This window comes from Methanomassiliicoccaceae archaeon (genome assembly GCA_034928305.1).
In the GTDB taxonomy this organism is placed as follows: Archaea; Thermoplasmatota; Thermoplasmata; order Methanomassiliicoccales; family Methanomethylophilaceae; genus VadinCA11.
The window spans coordinates 431547-451674 of the sequence record JAYFOZ010000002.1 but is presented as its reverse complement, the minus strand read 5'-3'; the positions used below and the strand labels follow the sequence as shown (position 1 = coordinate 451674).

General features: G+C 54.7%; 21 protein-coding genes. 12 read left to right on the top strand and 9 right to left on the bottom strand.

From position 1 onward, the window contains the following. Position 1: 1 nt before the first annotated feature. Positions 2 to 1018 carry an N-acetyl-gamma-glutamyl-phosphate reductase gene (gene argC / locus VB016_04180; protein ID MEA4977729.1) on the bottom strand — a complete coding sequence of 339 codons (1017 nt, stop codon included), beginning with the start codon at positions 1016 to 1018 and terminating at the stop codon, positions 2 to 4. Between the two features lie 268 nt (positions 1019 to 1286). On the opposite strand from argC, the gene VB016_04175 reads away from it, so the two are divergent. Together VB016_04175 and argH are read left to right on the top strand one after the other, a co-directional pair. Next, positions 1287 to 2531 (top strand): argininosuccinate synthase, encoded by a 1245-nt coding sequence (locus tag VB016_04175; protein ID MEA4977728.1) that lies wholly within the window; start codon positions 1287 to 1289, stop codon positions 2529 to 2531. Positions 2532 to 2536: 5 nt separating this feature from the next. Beyond that, positions 2537 to 3982, top strand: coding sequence for an argininosuccinate lyase (argH, locus tag VB016_04170; protein ID MEA4977727.1), 1446 nt, complete (start codon positions 2537 to 2539; stop codon positions 3980 to 3982). On the opposite strand, the gene VB016_04165 is transcribed toward argH, so the two are convergent. Continuing rightward, positions 3983 to 4348 (bottom strand): hypothetical protein, encoded by a 366-nt coding sequence (locus tag VB016_04165; protein ID MEA4977726.1) that lies wholly within the window; start codon positions 4346 to 4348, stop codon positions 3983 to 3985. 95 nt (positions 4349 to 4443) lie between these two features. On the opposite strand from VB016_04165, the gene thiD reads away from it, so the two are divergent. After that, positions 4444 to 5733: a bifunctional hydroxymethylpyrimidine kinase/phosphomethylpyrimidine kinase gene (gene thiD, locus VB016_04160; GenBank protein ID MEA4977725.1), complete on the top strand. Its 1290-nt coding sequence runs from the start codon at positions 4444 to 4446 to the stop codon at positions 5731 to 5733. Positions 5734 to 5766: 33 nt separating this feature from the next. Here the strand turns inward: thiD and VB016_04155 are convergent, their stop codons facing one another. After that, positions 5767 to 6630 carry an FKBP-type peptidyl-prolyl cis-trans isomerase gene (locus VB016_04155; protein MEA4977724.1) on the bottom strand — a complete coding sequence of 288 codons (864 nt, stop codon included), beginning with the start codon at positions 6628 to 6630 and terminating at the stop codon, positions 5767 to 5769. Between the two features lie 137 nt (positions 6631 to 6767). Here VB016_04155 and VB016_04150 point away from each other — a divergent pair, with 137 nt between their 5' ends. The 7 genes from VB016_04150 (at position 6768) to VB016_04120 (ending at position 12751) form a co-directional block, all read left to right on the top strand. Further along, entirely contained in the window at positions 6768 to 8606 is a 1839-nt protein-coding gene (locus VB016_04150) for a threonine--tRNA ligase (protein MEA4977723.1), read from the top strand. A 106-nt stretch (positions 8607 to 8712) separates the two neighbouring features. Then, positions 8713 to 9354, top strand: a complete 642-nt coding sequence (gene thiE, locus VB016_04145; protein ID MEA4977722.1) for a thiamine phosphate synthase — start codon at positions 8713 to 8715, stop codon at positions 9352 to 9354. 58 nt (positions 9355 to 9412) lie between these two features. Next, entirely contained in the window at positions 9413 to 9607 is a 195-nt protein-coding gene (gene thiS, locus VB016_04140; GenBank protein ID MEA4977721.1) for a sulfur carrier protein ThiS, read from the top strand. A gap of 1 nt (position 9608) precedes the next feature. After that, entirely contained in the window at positions 9609 to 10175 is a 567-nt protein-coding gene (gene thiF, locus VB016_04135; protein MEA4977720.1) for a sulfur carrier protein ThiS adenylyltransferase ThiF, read from the top strand. Then, positions 10156 to 10938: a thiazole synthase gene (locus VB016_04130; GenBank protein ID MEA4977719.1), complete on the top strand. Its 783-nt coding sequence runs from the start codon at positions 10156 to 10158 to the stop codon at positions 10936 to 10938. The genes thiF and VB016_04130 overlap by 20 nt, the downstream gene beginning before the upstream one ends. 1 nt (position 10939) lies before the next feature. After that, positions 10940 to 12088 carry a 2-iminoacetate synthase ThiH gene (gene thiH, locus VB016_04125; GenBank protein ID MEA4977718.1) on the top strand — a complete coding sequence of 383 codons (1149 nt, stop codon included), beginning with the start codon at positions 10940 to 10942 and terminating at the stop codon, positions 12086 to 12088. Between the two features lie 12 nt (positions 12089 to 12100). Next, on the top strand, positions 12101 to 12751 hold the full coding sequence (locus tag VB016_04120; GenBank protein MEA4977717.1) for a thiamine phosphate synthase: 651 nt from the start codon (positions 12101 to 12103) through the stop codon (positions 12749 to 12751). On the opposite strand, the gene pth2 is transcribed toward VB016_04120, so the two are convergent. Continuing rightward, positions 12710 to 13081, bottom strand: a complete 372-nt coding sequence (pth2, locus tag VB016_04115; protein ID MEA4977716.1) for a peptidyl-tRNA hydrolase Pth2 — start codon at positions 13079 to 13081, stop codon at positions 12710 to 12712. The genes VB016_04120 and pth2 overlap by 42 nt on opposite strands. A 90-nt stretch (positions 13082 to 13171) precedes the next feature. On the opposite strand from pth2, the gene VB016_04110 reads away from it, so the two are divergent. Both VB016_04110 and tgtA read left to right on the top strand, forming a co-directional pair. Next, complete coding sequence (locus VB016_04110; GenBank protein MEA4977715.1) at positions 13172 to 13567, top strand: hypothetical protein; 396 nt, start codon at positions 13172 to 13174, stop codon at positions 13565 to 13567. Positions 13568 to 13571: 4 nt separating this feature from the next. Then, complete coding sequence (gene tgtA, locus VB016_04105) at positions 13572 to 15509, top strand: tRNA guanosine(15) transglycosylase TgtA (GenBank protein MEA4977714.1); 1938 nt, start codon at positions 13572 to 13574, stop codon at positions 15507 to 15509. Here tgtA and VB016_04100 read toward each other — a convergent pair. Genes VB016_04100 through VB016_04080 form a run of 5 tightly spaced genes read right to left on the bottom strand, consistent with a single transcriptional unit; the run spans position 15453 to position 20127 of the window. Further along, entirely contained in the window at positions 15453 to 15716 is a 264-nt protein-coding gene (locus VB016_04100) for a KEOPS complex subunit Pcc1 (GenBank protein MEA4977713.1), read from the bottom strand. The genes tgtA and VB016_04100 overlap by 57 nt on opposite strands. Then, complete coding sequence (locus VB016_04095; GenBank protein ID MEA4977712.1) at positions 15713 to 16840, bottom strand: isocitrate/isopropylmalate family dehydrogenase; 1128 nt, start codon at positions 16838 to 16840, stop codon at positions 15713 to 15715. The genes VB016_04100 and VB016_04095 overlap by 4 nt, the downstream gene beginning before the upstream one ends. Then, positions 16837 to 17316 (bottom strand): 3-isopropylmalate dehydratase, encoded by a 480-nt coding sequence (locus VB016_04090; GenBank protein ID MEA4977711.1) that lies wholly within the window; start codon positions 17314 to 17316, stop codon positions 16837 to 16839. Before VB016_04090 ends, VB016_04095 begins: the two co-directional genes overlap by 4 nt. Then, a complete protein-coding gene (locus VB016_04085; GenBank protein ID MEA4977710.1) occupies positions 17316 to 18575 on the bottom strand; it encodes a 3-isopropylmalate dehydratase large subunit in 1260 nt (419 codons plus the stop codon). Before VB016_04085 ends, VB016_04090 begins: the two co-directional genes overlap by 1 nt. Then, complete coding sequence (locus tag VB016_04080) at positions 18556 to 20127, bottom strand: 2-isopropylmalate synthase (protein ID MEA4977709.1); 1572 nt, start codon at positions 20125 to 20127, stop codon at positions 18556 to 18558. The genes VB016_04085 and VB016_04080 overlap by 20 nt, the downstream gene beginning before the upstream one ends. Position 20128 lies beyond the last annotated feature (1 nt).

Sequence of the window (20128 nt, the reverse complement as noted above, 5' to 3'; positions counted from 1 at the left end):
TTCACACTCCGAGTCCGGGCGCTTTCAGCCCTTCAGTTTCTTCGAGCCCCAGCATCAGGTTCATGCACTGAACCGCCTGCCCGGAAGCTCCTTTAACAAGGTTGTCCAACACCCCGAACGCCACTGCGCTCGCGCCGTCCGCATGGGAGGCTACCTGCGCGTGGTTGGAGGCCACTACTGCCCTGATCGACGGTTCTTTCACATAATCGACAAAGAACTCGCTATCATACGTCTTGCGATACAATGCGTCGAGCTTCTCCTGCCCGACTTCCTCGGCAAAACGGAAATAACACGTTGAGATTATTCCGCGTACTATAGGAACAAGATGCGGCACGAAAAGGACGTTGGTATCCTTTCCCGATATGTCGCCCACTACAGTTTCTATCTCCGGCGTGTGTCGGTGCAGACCGACGCTGTACGGTATCACGGACTCGCCGCATGTCGGGTGGTGCAGGCGCTGGGACGGGTTCATTCCCGCCCCTGACGTTCCGCTCTTGCCGTCGATGAATATCGGCCCTTCCGTCAGCCCGCTGCGAACCAGCGGCGCCAGAGGCAATATTGCGGAGGTCGCATAGCATCCCGGGTTGGCCACCAGATCCGCCTTCTGGATACTGTCGCGGTAGAACTCCGGGAGCCCGTAAACCGCATTCTCCAGATTATCGGGGTCCGTATGCTCGTGGCCGTACCATTTCTCGTACAGCGGTATGTCGTGGAGCCTGTAGTCTCCCGAGAGGTCGATCGCCTTGATGCCGCGGTCGATGAACCCCGGGACGAGCTTCATCGCCGCCCCGTGGGGCGTGGCCACGAACACGAGGTCGACATCGACGGAATCAGGAATGGACTCCGTGAACTCGATGTCGGTATATCCCTTGAGGTTGGGCTGCAGACTGCTCACCTTCTGCCCGGCGTTCTGGCGCGATGTCATCGCTGCGATGTTGACATCTGGGTGCATCGAAAGGATGCGCGCGAGCTCTCCGCCCGTGTACCCGGTGCCCCCGATTATACCAATGTTTTTCAATTCGATCCCTGTACCGCTTATTGCTATCTGAGCATTGTAATACTGTTAAAAAAGATATTGTTCCATTTGAGACACAAGTTGTACATCTCGTAATTATAGTGACAAATTGGCTCTCACGGAACGTTTTGGTCCAGGCCCTGGGCCGGCCCCAATTTATATTCGACAAGGGTGTGCGCCGGCCCGTACGCCTTTTGTTGGCCGGTGAACGCCAGACGGCGTCCGTACCACAACAATATAAATAAAAAAGGCAATCGAGCGGAAAGATAACATGACAAACAAAGAATGCTCCGACAATGGCAAAAAAAAGGGCAGGGACAAAGTTGTCCTTGCATATTCAGGCGGTTTGGACACATCTGTGGCAATCCGTTGGATCCAAGAGGAATACGACCTTGACGTCATCGCGGTGTCGATCGACGTCGGACAGCCTCCGAGCCAGGATGACATAATCGCCCGCGCGATGAGGAACGGAGCCCTCAAAGCCGAGCTCATCGACGCAAAGGACGAGTTCATAAACGAATATGCATGGACCGTACTGAAGTCGAACGCGATGTATCAGGGCGTTTATCCTCTGAGCACCGCCGTCGCAAGGCCTCTGATGGTCAAAAAGCTTGTAGAAGTGGCCAACAGGGAGGGTGCCAAATACATCGCCCACGGCTGCACCGGAAAGGGCAACGACCAGGTAAGATTCGACGTGGGCATCGTTTCGCTCAACCCGGACCTGAAGATCATAGCTCCCATGAGGGACCACCCGACCACCCGCGAACAGGAGATCGAGTACGCGAGGGAGAAGGGCATAGAGATTATCGTAAAGAAAGAAAGCCCGTTCTCCCGTGACGAGAACCTATGGGGGTCGTCGTGCGAATGCGGCGCCCTGGAGGACCCATGGGCCGAGCCTCCGGCCGGCGTGTGGCAGAACACCACCGACCCCGAGAAGGCACCTGATGTTCCCGAGTATGTGGAGATCGAATTCGAGAACGGTGTGCCGGTGGCCCTTAACGGAAAGAAAATGAAGGGCGTCGAACTGGTAGAGGCCCTAGACAGGATCGCGGGAAGGAACGGTGTCGGAAGGATCGACCACGTCGAGGACCGCCTCATCGGAATAAAGAGCAGAGAGACATATGAATGCCCCGCGGCCGTTACACTGATAACGGCCCACCGCGCCATCGAGGGCCTTACTCTCCCAAGGGACACGATAGAGTTCAAGCGCACACTCGAACAGAAGATGTGCCAGATAATATACGACGGCCTCTGGTTCGATACCTTGCGCGGAGCGATAATGGCGTTCATAGATAAGACTCAGGAGACCGTTTGCGGCACAGTTCGTATAAAACTCTACAAAGGAAGCTGCTCGGTCGTCGGAAGGAAGTCGAAGAACTCGCTGTACGATGCAGGCCTTTCGACATATGCGGAAGGCGACACGTTCGACCACACGTCCGCAGTAGGTTTCATCTACTGCTGGGGACTCCCCGGAAGAACGTCTGCCGGCGTGCGCAGGAAAAATTCGAAGAAGTGAAAAACATGACACAGCAGGCTCTATGGTCCGGCCGTTTCGACTCGGAAATGGATGATTCCACCTTAAGGTTCACGTCATCGCTTGAAGTGGACGCGGCGTTGGGATACTATGACGTCATGGGGTCTCTGGCACACGCTAAAATGCTTAAGAAGTGCAACATAATCCCGAAGAACGATGCGGATTCCATAATAAGCGGTCTGAAAAGGATCGCAGAAGAGATGGAAAGCGGGGCGTTCGAGATCGACGAATCGCTGGAGGACATCCACACATGCGTCGAATTCAGGCTGACGGAGATCGTCGGACCTGCGGGAGGGAAGCTGCACACGGGAAGGAGCCGCAACGACCAGGTGTCGACAGACTTCAGGATGTTCCTGAGGGATGCGGTGCTCGAAATCGTGGAGAAGATCGAGAGGCTCCGCATAGGCCTCATAGAGGTCGCAGAAGAGAACTCCGGAACCATAATGCCCGGATTCACCCATATGCAACATGCTCAGCCTGTGACTCTGGCACATCATCTTATGGCCTACGTCTTCAAGCTGGGACGCGACTCCGAGCGCCTTATCGACAGCTATAACAGGATCAACGAGTGCCCGCTGGGCTCCGCCGCATTGGCGGGGACCACATATCCCATTGACAGGAAGATGACCGCCGAGCTGCTTGGGTTCAGGAAGCCCACCGAGAACTCCATGGACTCTGTCAGCGACAGGGATTTCGCCGCCGAGCTTACTTTCTGTTCCGCGCTCATGGCCGACCACCTTTCTTCGCTTTCGGAGGAACTGGTACTTTGGTCTTCACAGGAGTTCGGGTTCGTGGAGATGGACGACCGCTATTCCACCGGCTCTTCCATAATGCCGCAGAAGAAAAACCCCGACATCGCCGAGCTGATCCGAGGACGCTCCGGATCCGCGATCGGTGCGCTGGTGACCATACTTACAATGCTCAAGGGCCTTCCTCTGACATACAACCGCGACCTGCAGGAAGACAAGAAACCGGTCATAGATTCCCTGCAGTCGGTCGCCGACTGCGTGGACATGATGTACAGGATGGTTACGACCATGAAGGTCAACAAAGAAAGGATGCTCGACGCCATGGACAAAGGTCAGATAAATGCGACCGACCTCGCCGACTATCTTGTGACAAAGGGAGTTCCGTTCAGGGAGGCCCATGGAATCGTTGGCGCAGCGGTGAGATACTGCATATCCGGAGGGCTGAAACTGGAAGAGGTTCCTCTGACGGAACTGAAGAAATTCAGCGACAAGATCGGAGAGGATGTTTACGGAACGATCTCCATCAAGCAGTGCGTAGAACGCAGGAACTCCTACGGAGGTACGTCGCCGTCTTCGGTGACCGTGCAGATAGAGAAAGCCAGGGCATCGGTGAATGACACCATGAACTTCGTCACATACGAGTCCCAGACATACGAAAAATGCTGGACCAGGCTGCTGGGATGATCACTCGAACTCGATGCGGTCGTTCTTTTTGATATCGAACTTGACACCGGCGGCCGTGAGTATCTCGGATATCTTGTCCGATATGCTTGCAAGGTCTGTGACTTTGCTGTAGCTCTTCAGATAGAACTCCTTGCTGTCGATCGGGAAAACGAGCCTGACCTTCCCCTTGCGGTTGTAACCCTCGGGCTTCCTGTTTTCCTTCAGGTCTCCAACATTCTCCTCGATATACATCTGCATTATCTCCTCTTCGTCGGGGAGCTGTCCAATCTCTTCGAGCAGCATCCTCAGAATATCGGGGAATACGGGAGCGAGGTCCTTGTAGTCGGATTTTCCTTTGAGGATGAAATGCGTGCTGTAGACTTTCACGCCACCTAATCCTGGTCGATTTATTAATCACTTTTGACGGTTCGCCAAAAAGGAATTCACATTTCTTTAATACATTGTAAAACATAACCAGGAATGTGAGAACTGCTTTGACGATAGCGGGTTCCGACTCCATCGGCGGAGCGGGAATTCAGGCCGATATCAAGGCCATGGGTGCATTGGACGTGCACGCTGCCAGCGTCATCACTGCAATAACGGCACAGAACACATACGAGGTGGCCGATATCTTCCCCGTACCCATGGATTTCATAGAGGCACAGTTCCGTTCCGTGGTCAGCGATTTAAAAATTAATGCCGTCAAGACCGGTATGCTCTACAGCTCCGATATCGCCGAACTTGTCGCAGACCTGCTGGAGGACCACGAGGTGCCGCTCGTCATCGACCCTGTGTTGACCGCGGGCGTCGGAGGCTCCCTTGCCGAGAACGGCCTTGCCGATTCCATACGCAAGCATCTGATGCCCCTGTGCGAGCTCATTACACCGAACAAATATGAGGCGGAAATTCTTTCCGGGATCGAGATCAACAACGAATACGATGCGACCCTCGCCTGCGAGCTCATAGGCAGAGACGGTTCGTCCGTGTACCTCAAGGGAGGGCACATGGACACAAAGAAAGTAATCGACTATCTTTATCTGAATTCGCAGATCAAGAAATTCGAATATCCCCGGCTGAACAAATCAGGGCACGGGAGCGGATGCACCCTGTCATCCTATATAACCGCCAACTGCGCCAAAGGGATGGATATCGCCACTGCGGTCACGAAGTCGCGCGCTATGATACAAAAATCGATAGAAACACAGTACTCCATCGGTAAAGGCGACGATATTGTGAATGCCCTTGTACGTTTGGATGATAATCATCCGGCGAAGGACGTCATCGACGAGGTCGAGTCCATTTCATCGAGGATCGTTGATATCTTGCCTTCCGAACTTGTTCCCAAAGAGGGCCTGAACATCGCATATGCCGCTCCCGGTGCCGAAGGCCCCGAGGATATCGCGGCCATCGCGGGACGTATCACTTTATTCAACGGCAAACTGAAGAAGAACGGCCCCGTTAAATTCGGGGCCGCCGAACAGCTTTCCTACATGCTGCTGAGCGCTATGAAGTTCGAACCGGAGACGCGTTCGATGATGAGCCTCAGATACAGCAGCGACACCGCCGACATATTGGAGGAGCTGGGATATACCGTCGGCAGGTTCGACCGCAGGGCCAACAAGTCCATCGATTCCCTGGTGGAAGATGCCGTTAGGAAAGCGGGAAAGGTCCCCGATGCAATAGTAGATCCCGACGCAAGGAAGGAACGCATTATAAGGGTCTTCGGAAAGGACCCCAGAGATGTTCTCGGCAAAGTCGAGACCATCTTCTGAAGATTGAGAAAAAGAAAGAAATTTTACATCGCCTTAAGCGATGGACTTGATCTTTATGACGAAGTACAGGTCTTCGCCGGCCGACGGGTCCGTGGTTATTGTGAGGACGGATCCGGAATTGCTCTGAACATAGAACTTCTCGGATTCCAGGTTGACCCACACCATCTTGTAGGGGTCGGAATCGATGCCTTCGACGCCGATGGTGCACACGATCTCGTCGCCCATCGTATCAACGGTCAGATTCGCCGTCCCATAGTCGTTCAGGTCGTTGGACGCGAGTTGGTATGTCTCTCCCTTGACCGGCTTGTTGATTATGCTCACCCCGCCCCTATCGCTGGAATACACGGCGGTAGCGTCCCATCCGTAGATCGTTTTGAACTCTACCTGGGCCCCCGCGCTGACGGTGAAATCATAGAGCGAACTGAACTGGGTCTGAGACATGTACTGAACAGTCGGAACCGAGAACTGGTCGTCCCTGGTTATGCTCTTGGATGCGTAACCGTCGGCGGAAGGTATCAACACTTTCACCGTATCTCCGACCTTATGTCCGATAAGCGCGTTCTCGAACATTGTTAGGGCTCCGCCGCTTCCCGGAATGACCGTATAATCGGAGAACGTCGTCTTGCTGAAATCACCTTTTATCGGATAATTCTCGGAGTATGCCTTGACGTTTGTATCGAATATCAACGCACCGTCTTCGTTGTAGTAGGCATAAAGGGAGCCGGCATAGTCCACGGTAACCGTGGACCCTGGCTGGACGGTATCGCTGTCAGAGCCCGAAATATAGTTGTCGTTAACGAATACCGCAAGTACCGCTACCGACGCCAGAAGGAAAACGACCATGCTGATAGCCATAATGGGCTCGATGTCCCTCTTCTTTTTCTGCCCTGGTGCCATATTGAAGTGACAAATGGAGCTCATTTATTAATAGGTAGCGTAGGCGCGCGCTCAAACGTTTTTAATACAACCCTCCTCATCCACACATATGAGCGCCGCCCTTTTTGTGGGGACGGAGCGATTAAGGACATGGTCTCATGAGAGCACTGTATATTCACGCGGACTCTATGGAGTTCGAAGCTAAGGAAAAGACCAAGGTCGCCGAGGAAATACCCGACAACCTTCACAACGGCAGAATGGAAGAGGTACTTGTTGCCTTCATCACCGTCGAGAGCAGCGACGAGGACGCACTTCAGGACGTTGCGGCCGAGGCGTCTAAAGACATCCTCGTAACCAAGGAAAAAGTAGGCGCGGAGCGGGTAATGCTCTACCCTTACGCACACCTGAGCAACGACCTGGCAAAGCCCAAATCGAGCGTCCAGCTTCTGGACATGATCGAGAAGATGGTAGCCTCGGACGGAACGGAGGTCATCAGGGCGCCTTTCGGATGGTACAAATCGTTCAACGTCAAATGTAAGGGCCACCCGCTTTCCGAGCTCTCAAGGGATTTCACCGGAAAAACTGCAAAGAAGGCCGCCGCGAAAGGAAAGGACGCCTATTTCGTTCTGACCCCGAATGGAAAAGAAGTACAGATCGAGGACTACAAAGCGACCGCGGACTGCATGAGATACATGATAGACAAGGAGGCCCTCGGAAAGGAGGCGCCCGCCGTCAAAGAGCCCGACTACCTCAGGCTATGCAAGAAGTTCGGGATCCAATGGGAGTCCATGTCCGATGCGGGACACATGTGCCTCGCCCCCCACGGCGCTATGATGTTCGACCTGATATCGGACTATGCGACGCAGATCGTCAACGATTCCGGATTCAACGTCTACAACGTAAAAGGCACCAACATGTTCTCGCTGGACGAGCCTGCGGTGAAGGAGCACGCGGAACTTTTCGGAGACAGACTTTACACTGTGGACACCGGGAAGAAAAAATTCGTCCTCAGGTACGCGGCATGCCACCAGCAGTTCGCGATGATCCGCAATTGGAACATAAGCTACAAGAACATGCCCTTCGGAGCGTTCGAAGTGGCCGACTCGTACAGGATGGAACAGTCCGGCGAGACGATGCTGTGCTTCAGGACCAGGAGGCTCAACATGCCTGACTTCCACGTCATGTGCAGGACCATACCGGAAGCTCAGGACAGCTTCCGTTTCCTGGACGGCAAGATTTACGATGAGATAGAGGCCGTCGGAAGGGATTACGAGATGCTCGTCAACTTCTCATCGATGAAGGCCTACCAGGACAACAAGGACCTCATCATTAAACTGTGCAACGACCACGGCAAGGATGCGCTCATACACATCTATCCCGAAGGCATCAACTATTACTGGACCGTGAACATCGAGTACCACATGCTGGACCAGATGAAGAGGCCCAGAGAGATCGGTACCGTTCAGATCGACATCGGCAACGCACAGAGGTTCGGCATCACATATTCGGACGAGAACGGAGAGAAGCAGTACCCTGTGATCCTGCACTGCGCGGTCATCGGTTCCATAGAGAGATGGATGTACACGCTTCTGGACACCGCGGTTGCCCTGGAGAAGACCGGGATTCCCGGATATCTGCCCGTATGGATCGCTCCCGAACAGGTAAGATTCATGGCGAAGAACGAGGAATGCGTCGAGGCGACCCTGAAGATCGCCGATGCCGTCCGCTCCGCCGGCATACGCGTCTCGGTCGACGACACCGACGCCACCGTCGGAAAGAAGGTCCGCCTGTCCAAGCAGGACTGGTGCTCCTACGCCGCGGTCATCGGAGAGAAGGAGATCGAGTCCCACCAGCTGAAGGTTTACGTCAGATCGGAGAACACGGACGTCGACATGACCGTCGAAGAGCTCATATCCCGCATAAAGAAAGAGACCGAGGGAATGCCCGTACGCCCGATGTACATGCCATCGGACCTCAGCAAGCGCTGCGCGTTCTAAACCATAATGCGGGCTCTGCCCGCTTTCAATCTTTTTTATTATATTTCATTCTGCAAAGACGACGTCACGGCGATGGAATTATACATTTCGCATACATGCCATATTCATGATCGACCTGTATGTCGTCACCGATTCCTCGCTTTCCAAAGGAAGGACCGATGCGGAAGTGGCCAGGCTTGCTTACGAAGGCGGTGCAGAAACGGTACAGCTCAGGATGAAGAACGCCTCCGGGCGCTCGATGCTCGCACAGGCTAAGAAGATCCGGGAAATAGCGTACGAGATGAACAGGATCTTTATCGTCAACGACAGGGTCGACGTAGCCATGGCGTCTGGCGCCGACGGCGTGCACCTCGGTCAGGACGATATGCCTCTCGAGGACGCGAGACTTCTGATGGGCGATGACGCGATTATCGGGATCACCGTCTCTAACGTTGAAGAGGCGGTCGAGGCCTACGAAGGCGGGGCCGACTATCTGGGCATCGGGTCCATTTTCACAACTACCACAAAACCCGATGCCGGTCAAGGCATAGGGCTGGATGCCATTGTAAACATACGCGAGGCTGTGCCCGACATCATGTTGGTGGCCATCGGCGGGATAAATCAGGGCAACATAAAGGACGTGATACGCGCAGGTGCCGACGCTGCTGCCGTTGTTTCGGCCGTCGTAGCCCAGGAAGATATAAGAAAAGCGGCCCACGACCTCCGCGACATGATACTCAAGGTCAGACCGCACGTCTTGAACCCATGACGCCCATAGAACAAATATATTGTAAGTTGCCGGCATATCCATCGGCCGAGGGTTTCCCATGATAGCGAACGGAAAGGAAATGAAGATCGGGGCCGAAACTACATTGCAGGAGTTCCTGGTCTCGTCCGGATATGACCTGTGCAAGGTCGCCGTCGAACTTAACGGGACGATCTCCCCAAGGAAAACCTTCAATGACGTCATCCTGAAAAATACGGATTCGCTGGAGATCGTCAGCTTCGTCGGGGGCGGATGAATTGGCCGTCAAGGTTGGCATTGCCGGCCTCGGGGGCCTCGGTTCCAACATAGCAGTAATGCTGGTCAGATCGGGATTCAATAATCTGGTACTTGTCGATTTCGATACTGTCGCAGAATCAAACCTCAACCGACAAATCTATTTCAGGAAACATCCTGGAATCAAAAAGACCGAAGCCTGCTCGGAAATATTGAAGATGATAGACCCCAAAATCCAACCGGTCACGTCCGATGTCCGTTTGACAGAGCAGAACATCCCCGAGATTTTCAAAGGATGCGCCATCATATGCGAGGCGCTGGACAGCCCCGAGGCGAAGGCGATGCTCGTAAACACCGTGCTTACAGAAATGCCTGGTACATATGTGGTTTCGGGTTCGGGCATCGCCGGTTGGGCCTGCCCCAACAATATAATCACAAAGCACAGCTTCAAAAATCTGTACGTATGCGGCGACGGGACCTCCGATACGGGAGATATGCATGCTCCCAGAGTCATAGTATGCGCCGGGCATCAGGCAAACTTAATTCTGAGATTGATATATGGAATGGAAGATGAAAAAATTGAACGATGACCTGCTTGAGATCGGAGGACGGAAGTTCAGATCCAGATTTATCCTGGGATCCGGAAAGTTCAGCCTGGACATGACCCGGACGGTGATAGAGAACGGAGGCGTGGAAATGGCCACGCTCGCGGTGAGAAGGGCGAACGCAGGAGGGATGGAGAACATTCTGGACTACATGCCGGCCGGCATAACGCTCCTACCGAACACATCGGGTGCAAGGAACGCCGCCGAGGCGGTCCGCATCGCGGAACTTGCAAGAGAACTGGGATGCGGGGATTTCATAAAAGTGGAGATAATACGCGATTCCAAATATCTCCTCCCCGACAATGCGGAGACCACGAAAGCAGTGAAATTGCTTAAGGCCAGGGACTTCGTGGTCATGCCCTATATGATGCCGGACCTGTCCGCCGCAAGGGATATGGCGGATGCCGGGGCGGATGCCATCATGCCGCTGGGAGCGCCGATAGGCAGCAACAAAGGCCTCCTTACGAGAGAGTTCATAAAAATACTTGTGGAAGAGATCGATCTTCCGATCATAGTCGACGCGGGAATAGGCAGGCCGTCCCAGGCCTGCGAAGCAATGGAGATCGGGGCCGCCGCGATAATGGCCAACACCGCGATAGCCACTTCGAGGGACCCGGCATCGATGGCCAGGGCGTTCAGGATGGCGATCGAGGCCGGACGTCTGGCATATCTGTCCGGGCCCGGAAGGATCCTCGAACACAGAGCCGAGGCGTCCAGTCCTCTGACGGGATTCCTCGAGGACAGATGAGATGAGAGATTTCACGGACGCAGATGATTACGAACAGGGAATGGAGCACATAGATCCGGAGATTATGACCCGGGTGCTCGGCCGAGCCTCGGATTATAACCCTGAAGACTACTCCGACCGGGATGTTCTCGATGCCATATCATCCGATAACGTCGGCGAGGATAGTTTCGGAGCCTTGCTTTCGCCTGCCGCCGAGCCGTTCCTTGAGCGGATCGCCATAAGGGCCAGGGAAGAGACGATGAAGCATTTCGGGAATTCCGTAAACATCTTCACGCCCCTATACGCTTCAAATTACTGCACCAACAGGTGCGTCTATTGCGGATTCAACAGCGGCAACGACATCAAACGAGCCAAACTGGTCGGCAACGAGATAGACCGCGAGATGAATGCCATTTCATCGACCGGTCTGAGGGAGATCCTCCTCCTCACCGGGGAATCGAGGGCCCATTCGGACCCCGATTATATAGCCGACCTTGTCTCCAGGGCTTCTAAGTATTTCTCCAATATAGGCTTGGAAGTTTATCCCATGAATATCGGCGAGTACCGTAAGATGCGCGAGATGGGTGCGGATTATGTTACGGTGTTCCAGGAAACATACGATACCGATGTTTACAGAAGGGTGCACCCCTCGGGAAGGAAGAGGATTTTCTCATACAGGTTCAACGCCCAGGAACGTGCGCTGATGGGCGGTATGCGCGGAGTGGGCTTCTCTCCTCTGCTGGGTCTTTCCGATTTCAGGAAGGATTCCTTTGCCTGCGGACTTCATGCGATGGAGATCCAGAGAAAATACCCCCATGCCGAGATATCCTTCTCGCTACCTAGGTTCAGACCGTTCATCAACCACGAGGATGCCGAGAACAGCGTCACCGAGTCCAAGCTCCTGCAGGTCGCCATGGCGTACCGCCTCTTCATGCCGTTCGCCGCGGAGACCATCTCCACCAGGGAGCGCCCCGGTTTCAGAGACAACATCGTCGGAATCTGCGCGACAAAAATGTCTGCGGGCGTGAGCGTCGGGATAGGGGAGCATTCGGGTGCGGAAAAGGGAGATGCCCAGTTCGATATATCTGACCCCAGAAGCTTGGAGGAGGTCATGAACGCGCTTATCGCCAACGGAAGGCAGCCCGTGTTCAACGATTATGTTAAGGTCTGACGGAGGAGTGTAATGAAATCCAGAGCAAAGATCATCGCCGTGACCGACAGAAGGATCATGACCCGGCCTTTTGCCGATCAGATCGCGGCCATTGCCGAATCGGGAGCGGACATGATAATACTCAGGGAAAAAGGCCTCATAGAGCCGGAATACAGGTACCTGGCCACCGAATGCCTCGCCATATGCACGGAATACAGCATGCCGATGTGCATCAACACCCACTCGACAACTGCCATTTCCCTGAACATAGAAAACATACAGCTCCCTCTGGGAAAAATGCGTGAACTGAAAAACAGGGACGGATTTTCATCCATCGGGGTTTCGGTACATTCCCTTAAGGAAGCAAGGGAAGCGGTGAAACTCGGGGCCGATTATCTGATCGCCGGCCCCATATTCAAAACCGAATGCAAGCCCGATGCTGTCCCGAAGGGGACCGCGCTGATCACGGATGTGTTCAAATCTGTTAGCGTCCCGGTCTACGCTATCGGCGGAATAACTCCGTACAACATCGGCCGCGTCTCTGAAAAAGGAGCCGCCGGGGCATGTGTCAGATCGTCCATGATGACGACCGAGAACCTGAAGGTGCTCGTCAGGGAGCTCAGGACCAATTTCGATGCGGGATTAAAGCATCTTGAGATCGCCGGTGATCTTGTCCAGCACTGAGACCTTTTCGGGACCTATGCCCAGGCAGGTGATGGACCCGGGCTCTATCTGGGTCCTTCCTGCATCGGTGATGATGGAACATGTTATCCCTATGGCCTCGGCAACAGCCTTGAATTCGAAAAGCTCGCGTTCGGAATCGACCTTAAGAACCACCTTGGCCTGACCGGAATCATACCAGGCATTGAAGTTGGCAGAGTCTTTTTTCTTGGATGCAAACGCACAGTTCACTGCCGCATGGGCCACCTGGGCTGCGATTTTGCCTTTGGTCATCTTGAGGTCGTTCCTTACAAGGACCACCAGTTTGCGGTCGTCCGGGTCGCGTCCTGCCATATGTCGAAACGTACGCCTAAATAGTATTTCAACTAAACCCAGGGCCGAACTTCAATAATCCTTTTAATATACTCCCGTGTTAGGCTTGATATGGCGATGATCAACATAGAATACAAGCACTCCGGGGAGCCCCCGGAAGCCAGCATTATCAGGAGGAAGACCATAGAGGAGATGAAGAACTACCTCATGGGCCTCGTGGCTGAGATGCTTTTGGCCGACATATCGGCACAGTACGTCGACACCTCATCCGACGGCAGGAACACCGTCATCATAAATGGACAGGACGTCAACGATATTCTTAACGGACTGCAGATCAAGATGCTGGACAGCGAAGATGCCTGCGACACTGGAAAACCTTCGTTGATAAAATTCGAGAGGCCCGTTCTCGATTGGAAAAAGGAATTCATAGAGGACATACCTGACGTTCTTATGAAGAACGCCATCTCCAAAGCTTACGCAGACGCCTACAATAACAGGATAATGTGAGCTGATGGCAAGCTTCGAGCTTCTCAGAAGAGATGGTCTGGCACGCATATGCCGCTTCGAGACCTCTTCCGGCTCCATAGAGACTCCGGCGTTGCTGCCCGTGGTCAACCCGAAGATCAACACTGTACCTCCCAAAGAGCTTCACGACGAGTTCGGTTTCGGTGCGTTGATCACCAACTCTTACATCATCAAGAACACTCCGGAACTGAGCGAAAGGGCTCAGGCAGAGGGCCTCCACAAGATGCTGGATTTCGACGGCATCATAATGACCGACTCCGGAACTTTCCAGAGCCACATGTATGGCGAGGTCGACCTGACCAACCAGGAGATAATCGAATTCCAGAAGAGCATCGGTACGGACATCGGCACCGTGCTAGACATATTCACCGAGCCCGAATGGTCCAAAGAAAAGACCCAGTGGGCTACCGATGAGACCTTGAAGAGGACCAAGGCCGCCTGCGATATGAAGGGCGATATGCTTCTCAACGGAGTCATCCAAGGTTCTGTGTTCACAGACCTGAGGACATACTGCGCCGAGAAGATGGCTAACATGGATATCGACGTCCATCCCATAGGCGGGGTGGTCCCCCTCATGGAGCAGTACCGTTATTCAGATCTGGTCGATGTGATCATGAGCTCCAAAATGGGCATCAACCCCGGGCGTCCCGTGCACCTTTTCGGGGCCGGACACCCAATGATACTCGCTTTCGCCGCGCTCATGGGCTGCGACCTTTTTGATTCTGCGTCATATGCCAAATTTGCCAGGGACGACAGATTGATGTTCGTTGACGGAACGTTCCGCCTGCAGGAGATGCAATCTCTCGACTGCGCCTGTCCCGCATGCATGGGAGTAACGCTCGAGTCGCTCAAAAAGATGAAGAACCGCGAACGCGAAGCCCTGATAGCCAGGCATAACCTTTATCAGATCAAGAACGAGCTGGAAATCGTTAAAAGATACATACGCGAGGGAAGGTTGTGGGAGCTTGCCGAAATGAGATGCCGCGCCCACCCCGCGATGCTTGACGGCCTTAGGAGACTTGCCGAGTACCGCAGGTTCATGGAGGTCCACGACCCCATAAGCAGAGATGGCGCGATGTTCTACACGGGCCCCGAGACTTACAACCGTCCGGTATTCCAGAGATATGAGTCCAGGCTGCTGACCAGATATGTTCCGCCTTCGGACAGGGTAATGCTCTTCCCCGACAACGGAGGAAAACCCTACAGCCGTTCATATGCCAACGAATTCGACATAGCCAGACGTAACGGTTACGCACCGGTGGTAGTGACGCCCTTCGGGCCCATCCCGGCCGAACTGGACGAAATGTATCCTTTGTCCCAGTCGCTTTTCCCCTCGATAACGGACTGCGACACGGATAACCGTTCCATGGCGATAACAATGGAATTCCTCGAGAGATACGACTTCAAGGAGACAGCGAAGCTCGAGGACATTGAAGATACTGGCACATTGGAATATGATGCTGACCTCCTCAGAGCCTTGGCCGTATCCAGATATCAATTCGGAATACTTGCCACCGAGGCGCTGTTCCGCGGGAAGATCGAGCTCGTAAAGAGCAAGAATACAAACAAGATCCGCAACGTCATCTCCGACGGGGAGCATATACTCTCCATGAGGGCGGGCGACGGGATGTACACCCTGAAAACCGAAGGCGCTACAAGAATAGCGGCAGCGGTACCGGCACCGTATATGAGGGTGGTAGTGAACGACGACTCCGTACCTTACGTAACGCAGGGGAGAAATGCATTCTGTCAGTTCGTCATCGACAGCGACCCGGGCCTCAGGCCGATGGAGGAAGTGATCGTAACGGACAGGAACGATAAAGTCCTCGCTACCGGAAGGGCGTTGATGACCCAGAAAGAAATAATGTCATTCGGGAGAGGGGTCGCGGTAAAGATCCGCAGCGGAACCTCTGACGAGCCCTGAAGTCTCTTCGGCTATCTTCAGGCAGGCCAGGAGGTCGTCGGCCGTGTTCCGGAGGGAACCGGCCGACGATGCCTCCATTTTAAAGTTTATCGTGTTTCCCAGGACCTCCATGTACACGTAGGTTCCGTTGTCCGGATCTAGAGCGGCGGCGATCGCTGCCGCCATCTCCGGGGAACCGTACTCGACTCTGAGGTCCAGGCTTTTCATTTGCTCTTCCCGTTGCGGATCTTCTCTGCGACAGCCTTTCCGACCTGCTCGGTGCTCATCTTTCCGCCCAGATCGGGAGTCGTCATTTTCTCCTTCAGACAATCCGAGACGGCCTTGTGGATCAGCTTGCCCTCTCCGGGATAGCCTTGGTCATCGAGGAGCATCTGAGCTGCCAGGATGGCGGCTATCGGGTTGGCGATCCCGCGTCCCGCGATATCGGGCGCAGAACCGTGGATTGGCTCGAACATGCTCAGCCCTTCGGGGTTGATGTTGCCGCTGCATCCCATCCCGAGGCCTCCCTGGAGCTGGGCTCCGAGGTCGGTGAGTATGTCTCCGAACAGATTGGGCACCGCTACGGTCCCGAAGGTCTCGGGACGCACGACCATGGCCATGGCCATGGCGTCCACGAACATGAACTCCAGTTCGAGACCGTATTGGTCGGTCTTCTCCCTGAAGATGTCCCTCTGCATACCGTACATGTTGGTGATGACGTTGGCCTTGTCGACCAATGTGATTTTATCGTCGCCGCGGGCCATCGCGAATCTGCATGCGTAATCTGCGAAGCGGGTGACGCCTTTCTTGGAGAGGAATCCTATCTCGAACGCGAAGTCGTCGTCGTTCGAAGGGTCCGCCTTCATTTCGACTTCCAGTTCGTAAAGCTCCCTCTTCACTTTCAGGCTTACTTTGTTTCCGTTGAAGGACGGGCCGAATTTTCCGCCGGCACCCATGTAGAAGTCCTCGGTGTTCTCCCTCAGGAAGACCATGTTGAACGGGACCTCCCTCTTCAGGGGGACGAACGGGAACCAGGATGTGACCGGCCTCATGTTGATGTACTGGTCGAAAACCGCCCTCATCTTGAGAAGCACGCCCTGCTCGAGTATTCCGGGGCGGACCTTGGGGTCTCCTATAGCTCCGAAGTATATCGCGTCCTTCTTCCTGAGACCATCGATGTCCTCGTCGGTCAGTAGCTCGCCGGTGCTCAGATATCTGTCGGCACCGATGTCGAACAGCTCTCCGTCGTAATCGAATGTGGATATCTCAGCGACCGCATCGAGCACTTCCATTCCTGCATCGATGACCTCTTTGCCTATTCCGTCTCCGGGTATTATTGCCAGATGTTTCATAGTCTTCCCTCTTTGACCAGATTCATGAGCCCGCCGGCCTTGACCATCTCACTGATGAAACCGGGATACTGCGGGAATTTGTATATCTTTCCGCCGGCCTTGACCTCGCCCTTGTCGGGGTCCACCGATATGACGTCTCCCTCTTTGGCGTCCACTTTGCATTCGACCAGCAGAAGTCCGATGTTCATCGAATTCCTGTAGAATATACGTGCGAAAGACTCGGCCACTATACAGGAGAATCCTGCCTGGATAAGCGAAAGGGGGGCGTGCTCCCTAGAGGAGCCGCAACCGAAGTTCTTGCCTGCGACGATGATGTCGCCTTTGCCGACCTGCTGCGCGAATCCCGACCTTGCCTTCTCGAATATGAAATCGTTCAGGTGGTCCAGGTTTGCTGATACCAGGCGCTCGGCCGGTATTATCTGGTCCGTGTCGACGTTGTCGCCGAACCTCCATACTTTGCCTTCGATCCCATTCATCACTGTCCCTCCAGCTGCTCGGGGGTCGCGATCTTCCCTGCGATGGCCGAGGCGGCCACTACGGCCGGGCCTGCGAGGTATACTTCGGAATTCTTGTCCCCCATCCTTCCTATGAAATTCCTGTTGGTGGACGATACGCACTTCTCGCCGGCGGCGAGTATTCCCATGTATCCTCCGAGGCATGCTCCGCATGTGGGTCCCGAAACGAAAGCACCGCTGTCCAGGAATACCTGCATGATCCCTTCGTCGATCATCTGTCTGAACACTTTCTGGCTGGCGGGGACGACGAGGAATCTTACCCCATCGGCCACCTTGCGTCCTTTGACGACATCGGCCGCTATCCTCATATCCTCTATGCGCCCGTTGGTGCAAGATCCGAGATAGGCTTGGTCGATCTTGACGTCGGAATCCTTAACGGGGTGTCCGTTCTCCGGAAGGTGGGGGTAGGCGACCATCGGAACGATCTTCGAAAGGTCGTACCTGAGCACAGATGAATATTTCGCATCCTTGTCGGCCTCTACGGCCTTCCATTCGCCTTTTGCCGTGTCCTTGATGTATTCCTCGGTGAGCTTGTCGCAGGGGAATATCCCTCCTTTCCCTCCGGCCTCGATGGCCATGTTGGAAACCGTGAGGCGGTCGGAAACAGATATATTGGCGATGCCGGGCCCGTGGAACTCGAACACCTTATAGTTCGCTCCGTCCACTCCGATATCGGTTATTATCCTGATTATCAGGTCCTTTCCGCAGGCGCTGCCGACGAACTTGCCGGTGAGCTCGACCTTGATCGTCTCTGGTACTTTGAACCAGAGGCGCCCGGTCGTGAACGCGGCGCATGCCTCCGTCGAACCGATGCCCGTGGAGAACGCGTTTATGCCTCCGTAAGTGCATGTATGGGAATCTGCTCCGACAATCAGCCTCCCGGGCGCGGCGAAGCCTTCTTCGATCATGACCTGGTGGCAGACGCCTCCCTTTCCGACCTCGAAGTAGTTCTTGATCCCATGCTTCGAAGCGAAATCCCTCATCTCCTTCGCCTGTTCGGCCGAGAGGATGTCCTTGTTGGGAACATAGTGGTCCGGTATCAGGACCAGACGGTCCTTTCGGAGGTCTTTCGTCTTCAATTTCTCGTATTCTCTGAACGCTATCGGTCCCGTTACGTCGTTGACCATCACATAGTCCACGTTGGCTACTACGATCTGGCCCGCGTAAGCGTCCGTACCTGATTTTTCCGAGAGGATCTTCTCAGCAATTGTCTTTCCCATTATCATTCCTCTGTCTGGCATAATCTCTGTTTATGGCGGCCATGGTAGCATCCACGGACGTCTCGACGATATCCAGCCCGACGGCCTTGCCGACGGACAGGGACCCGTCGCCCTGAACGTTCTTAACCATTACGGTCACCTCGCATATCGAGTCGCTCTTTCCCGTTATGGCGCTCAGCTTGTATTCTTCCATGGACATCTTGTCGTTGACGGCCTTTCTTATGGCTTTGATCGATGCGTCGACCGGACCGACGCCCGTCTCAGACACGGTCCTTCTCTCGCCCGCGATATCGACGGTCACAGTGGCGGTAGATGTTATATCTTTCCCGGTGAAGACCGCGAACTCCTCCAGGCTCACTGCTCTGTCGGTTATGACTTTCTTCCACATGATGTGGTCCGCTATGGTCATCAGCTCGGCGTCGTCGATCTGCTTTCCGCCGACGGCCATCTCCTTGACGGCGGCCATCAGTTCGGTCATGTGGTCCTCCGGGAACTTTATGCCCAGCTCGTCCAGCCTTCCCTGTACCGAGTGTATTCCCGAGTGCTTTCCGATGACGATGCGCCTGTCGACCCCCACCAGTTCCGGCAGGAACGGTTCGTACGTTGCGGTGTTGCTCATGACCCCGTGAACATGTATTCCGGATTCATGGGCAAAGGCGTTGCGCCCGACTATCGGCTTGTTGTACGCGATGGGGAAGCCTGTGATGCGCTCCACCAGTTTGGAGGTCTGCCCTATCTTGGACAGGTCTATGGTTTCGATACCGTAATTTGCGAACATGTTCAGGGCCACCTCTTCCAGCGACGCATTGCCCGTTCTCTCGCCTATTCCGTTGACGCAGACGTGACAGATCCTGGCTCCCGCCTCTACGGCCGCGATGGAGTTGGCCACTGCCAGCCCCATGTCGTTGTGACAGTGCACCGCGATGGGCACCTTCACGACCTTCCTGATCTCCGATATCAGATAGGACATCGCCCTCGGGGTGATGACTCCCACCGTGTCCGGTATGTTGATCGAATCCACATGGGCGCCCTGTACGGCCACCAGCACCTCCTTCATGAAATCCAGGTTGCTGCGGGTGGCATCTTCGCAGGAGAACTGGACCTTCAGACCATGGTCTTTGGCGTATTCGACGGTCTGCACCGCCTTCTCCTTGACCTGCTCGGGAGTCATCTTCAGCTTGTACTTCATATGCAGGTCTGAAGTGGCTATGAACGTGTGAATGGAGTCCAGCCCTGTGTCTATGACCGCATCTATATCCGACCTGATGCTGCGGGCCAGGCTGTACACCTGGGCGTCCAGCCTGCGGGCCGCGATCTTCTTGAGGGTGTCCTTCTCCGCCTCGGAAGAAGCGGCGAAACCCGCCTCTATCATGTCGACACCGAGGTCGTCCAGTGCCATGGCTATACGGATCTTGTCCTCGGGGCCCATCGCGATCCCGGGGGCCTGTTCTCCATCCCTCAGGGTGGTGTCGAATATCATGACGCCTTCGATGTGCTCAGTGCCCTCGAGCGCGATCCTGTTGTATGGGCTCACGGCGAGCATTTTTTCCATA

What these genes read in the sequence shown, in the direction of transcription:
- thiE (MEA4977722.1), top strand. Translation starts at nt 8,713, where the DNA reads ATGATCGACCTGTATGTCGTCACCGATTCCTCGCTTTCCAAAGGAAGG.
- VB016_04130 (MEA4977719.1), top strand. Translation starts at nt 10,156, where the DNA reads ATGAAAAAATTGAACGATGACCTGCTTGAGATCGGAGGACGGAAGTTC.
- VB016_04085 (MEA4977710.1), bottom strand. Translation starts at nt 18,575, where the DNA reads ATGGGAAAGACAATTGCTGAGAAGATCCTCTCGGAAAAATCAGGTACG.
- VB016_04150 (MEA4977723.1), top strand. Translation starts at nt 6,768, where the DNA reads ATGAGAGCACTGTATATTCACGCGGACTCTATGGAGTTCGAAGCTAAG.
- VB016_04095 (MEA4977712.1), bottom strand. Translation starts at nt 16,840, where the DNA reads ATGAAACATCTGGCAATAATACCCGGAGACGGAATAGGCAAAGAGGTC.
- tgtA (MEA4977714.1), top strand. Translation starts at nt 13,572, where the DNA reads ATGGCAAGCTTCGAGCTTCTCAGAAGAGATGGTCTGGCACGCATATGC.
- VB016_04175 (MEA4977728.1), top strand. Translation starts at nt 1,287, where the DNA reads ATGACAAACAAAGAATGCTCCGACAATGGCAAAAAAAAGGGCAGGGAC.
- VB016_04100 (MEA4977713.1), bottom strand. Translation starts at nt 15,716, where the DNA reads ATGAAAAGCCTGGACCTCAGAGTCGAGTACGGTTCCCCGGAGATGGCG.
- VB016_04090 (MEA4977711.1), bottom strand. Translation starts at nt 17,316, where the DNA reads ATGAATGGGATCGAAGGCAAAGTATGGAGGTTCGGCGACAACGTCGAC.
- argH (MEA4977727.1), top strand. Translation starts at nt 2,537, where the DNA reads ATGACACAGCAGGCTCTATGGTCCGGCCGTTTCGACTCGGAAATGGAT.
- VB016_04080 (MEA4977709.1), bottom strand. Translation starts at nt 20,127, where the DNA reads ATGGAAAAAATGCTCGCCGTGAGCCCATACAACAGGATCGCGCTCGAG.
- VB016_04110 (MEA4977715.1), top strand. Translation starts at nt 13,172, where the DNA reads ATGGCGATGATCAACATAGAATACAAGCACTCCGGGGAGCCCCCGGAA.
- VB016_04120 (MEA4977717.1), top strand. Translation starts at nt 12,101, where the DNA reads ATGAAATCCAGAGCAAAGATCATCGCCGTGACCGACAGAAGGATCATG.
- thiS (MEA4977721.1), top strand. Translation starts at nt 9,413, where the DNA reads ATGATAGCGAACGGAAAGGAAATGAAGATCGGGGCCGAAACTACATTG.
- thiH (MEA4977718.1), top strand. Translation starts at nt 10,940, where the DNA reads ATGAGAGATTTCACGGACGCAGATGATTACGAACAGGGAATGGAGCAC.
- pth2 (MEA4977716.1), bottom strand. Translation starts at nt 13,081, where the DNA reads ATGGCAGGACGCGACCCGGACGACCGCAAACTGGTGGTCCTTGTAAGG.
- VB016_04155 (MEA4977724.1), bottom strand. Translation starts at nt 6,630, where the DNA reads ATGGCACCAGGGCAGAAAAAGAAGAGGGACATCGAGCCCATTATGGCT.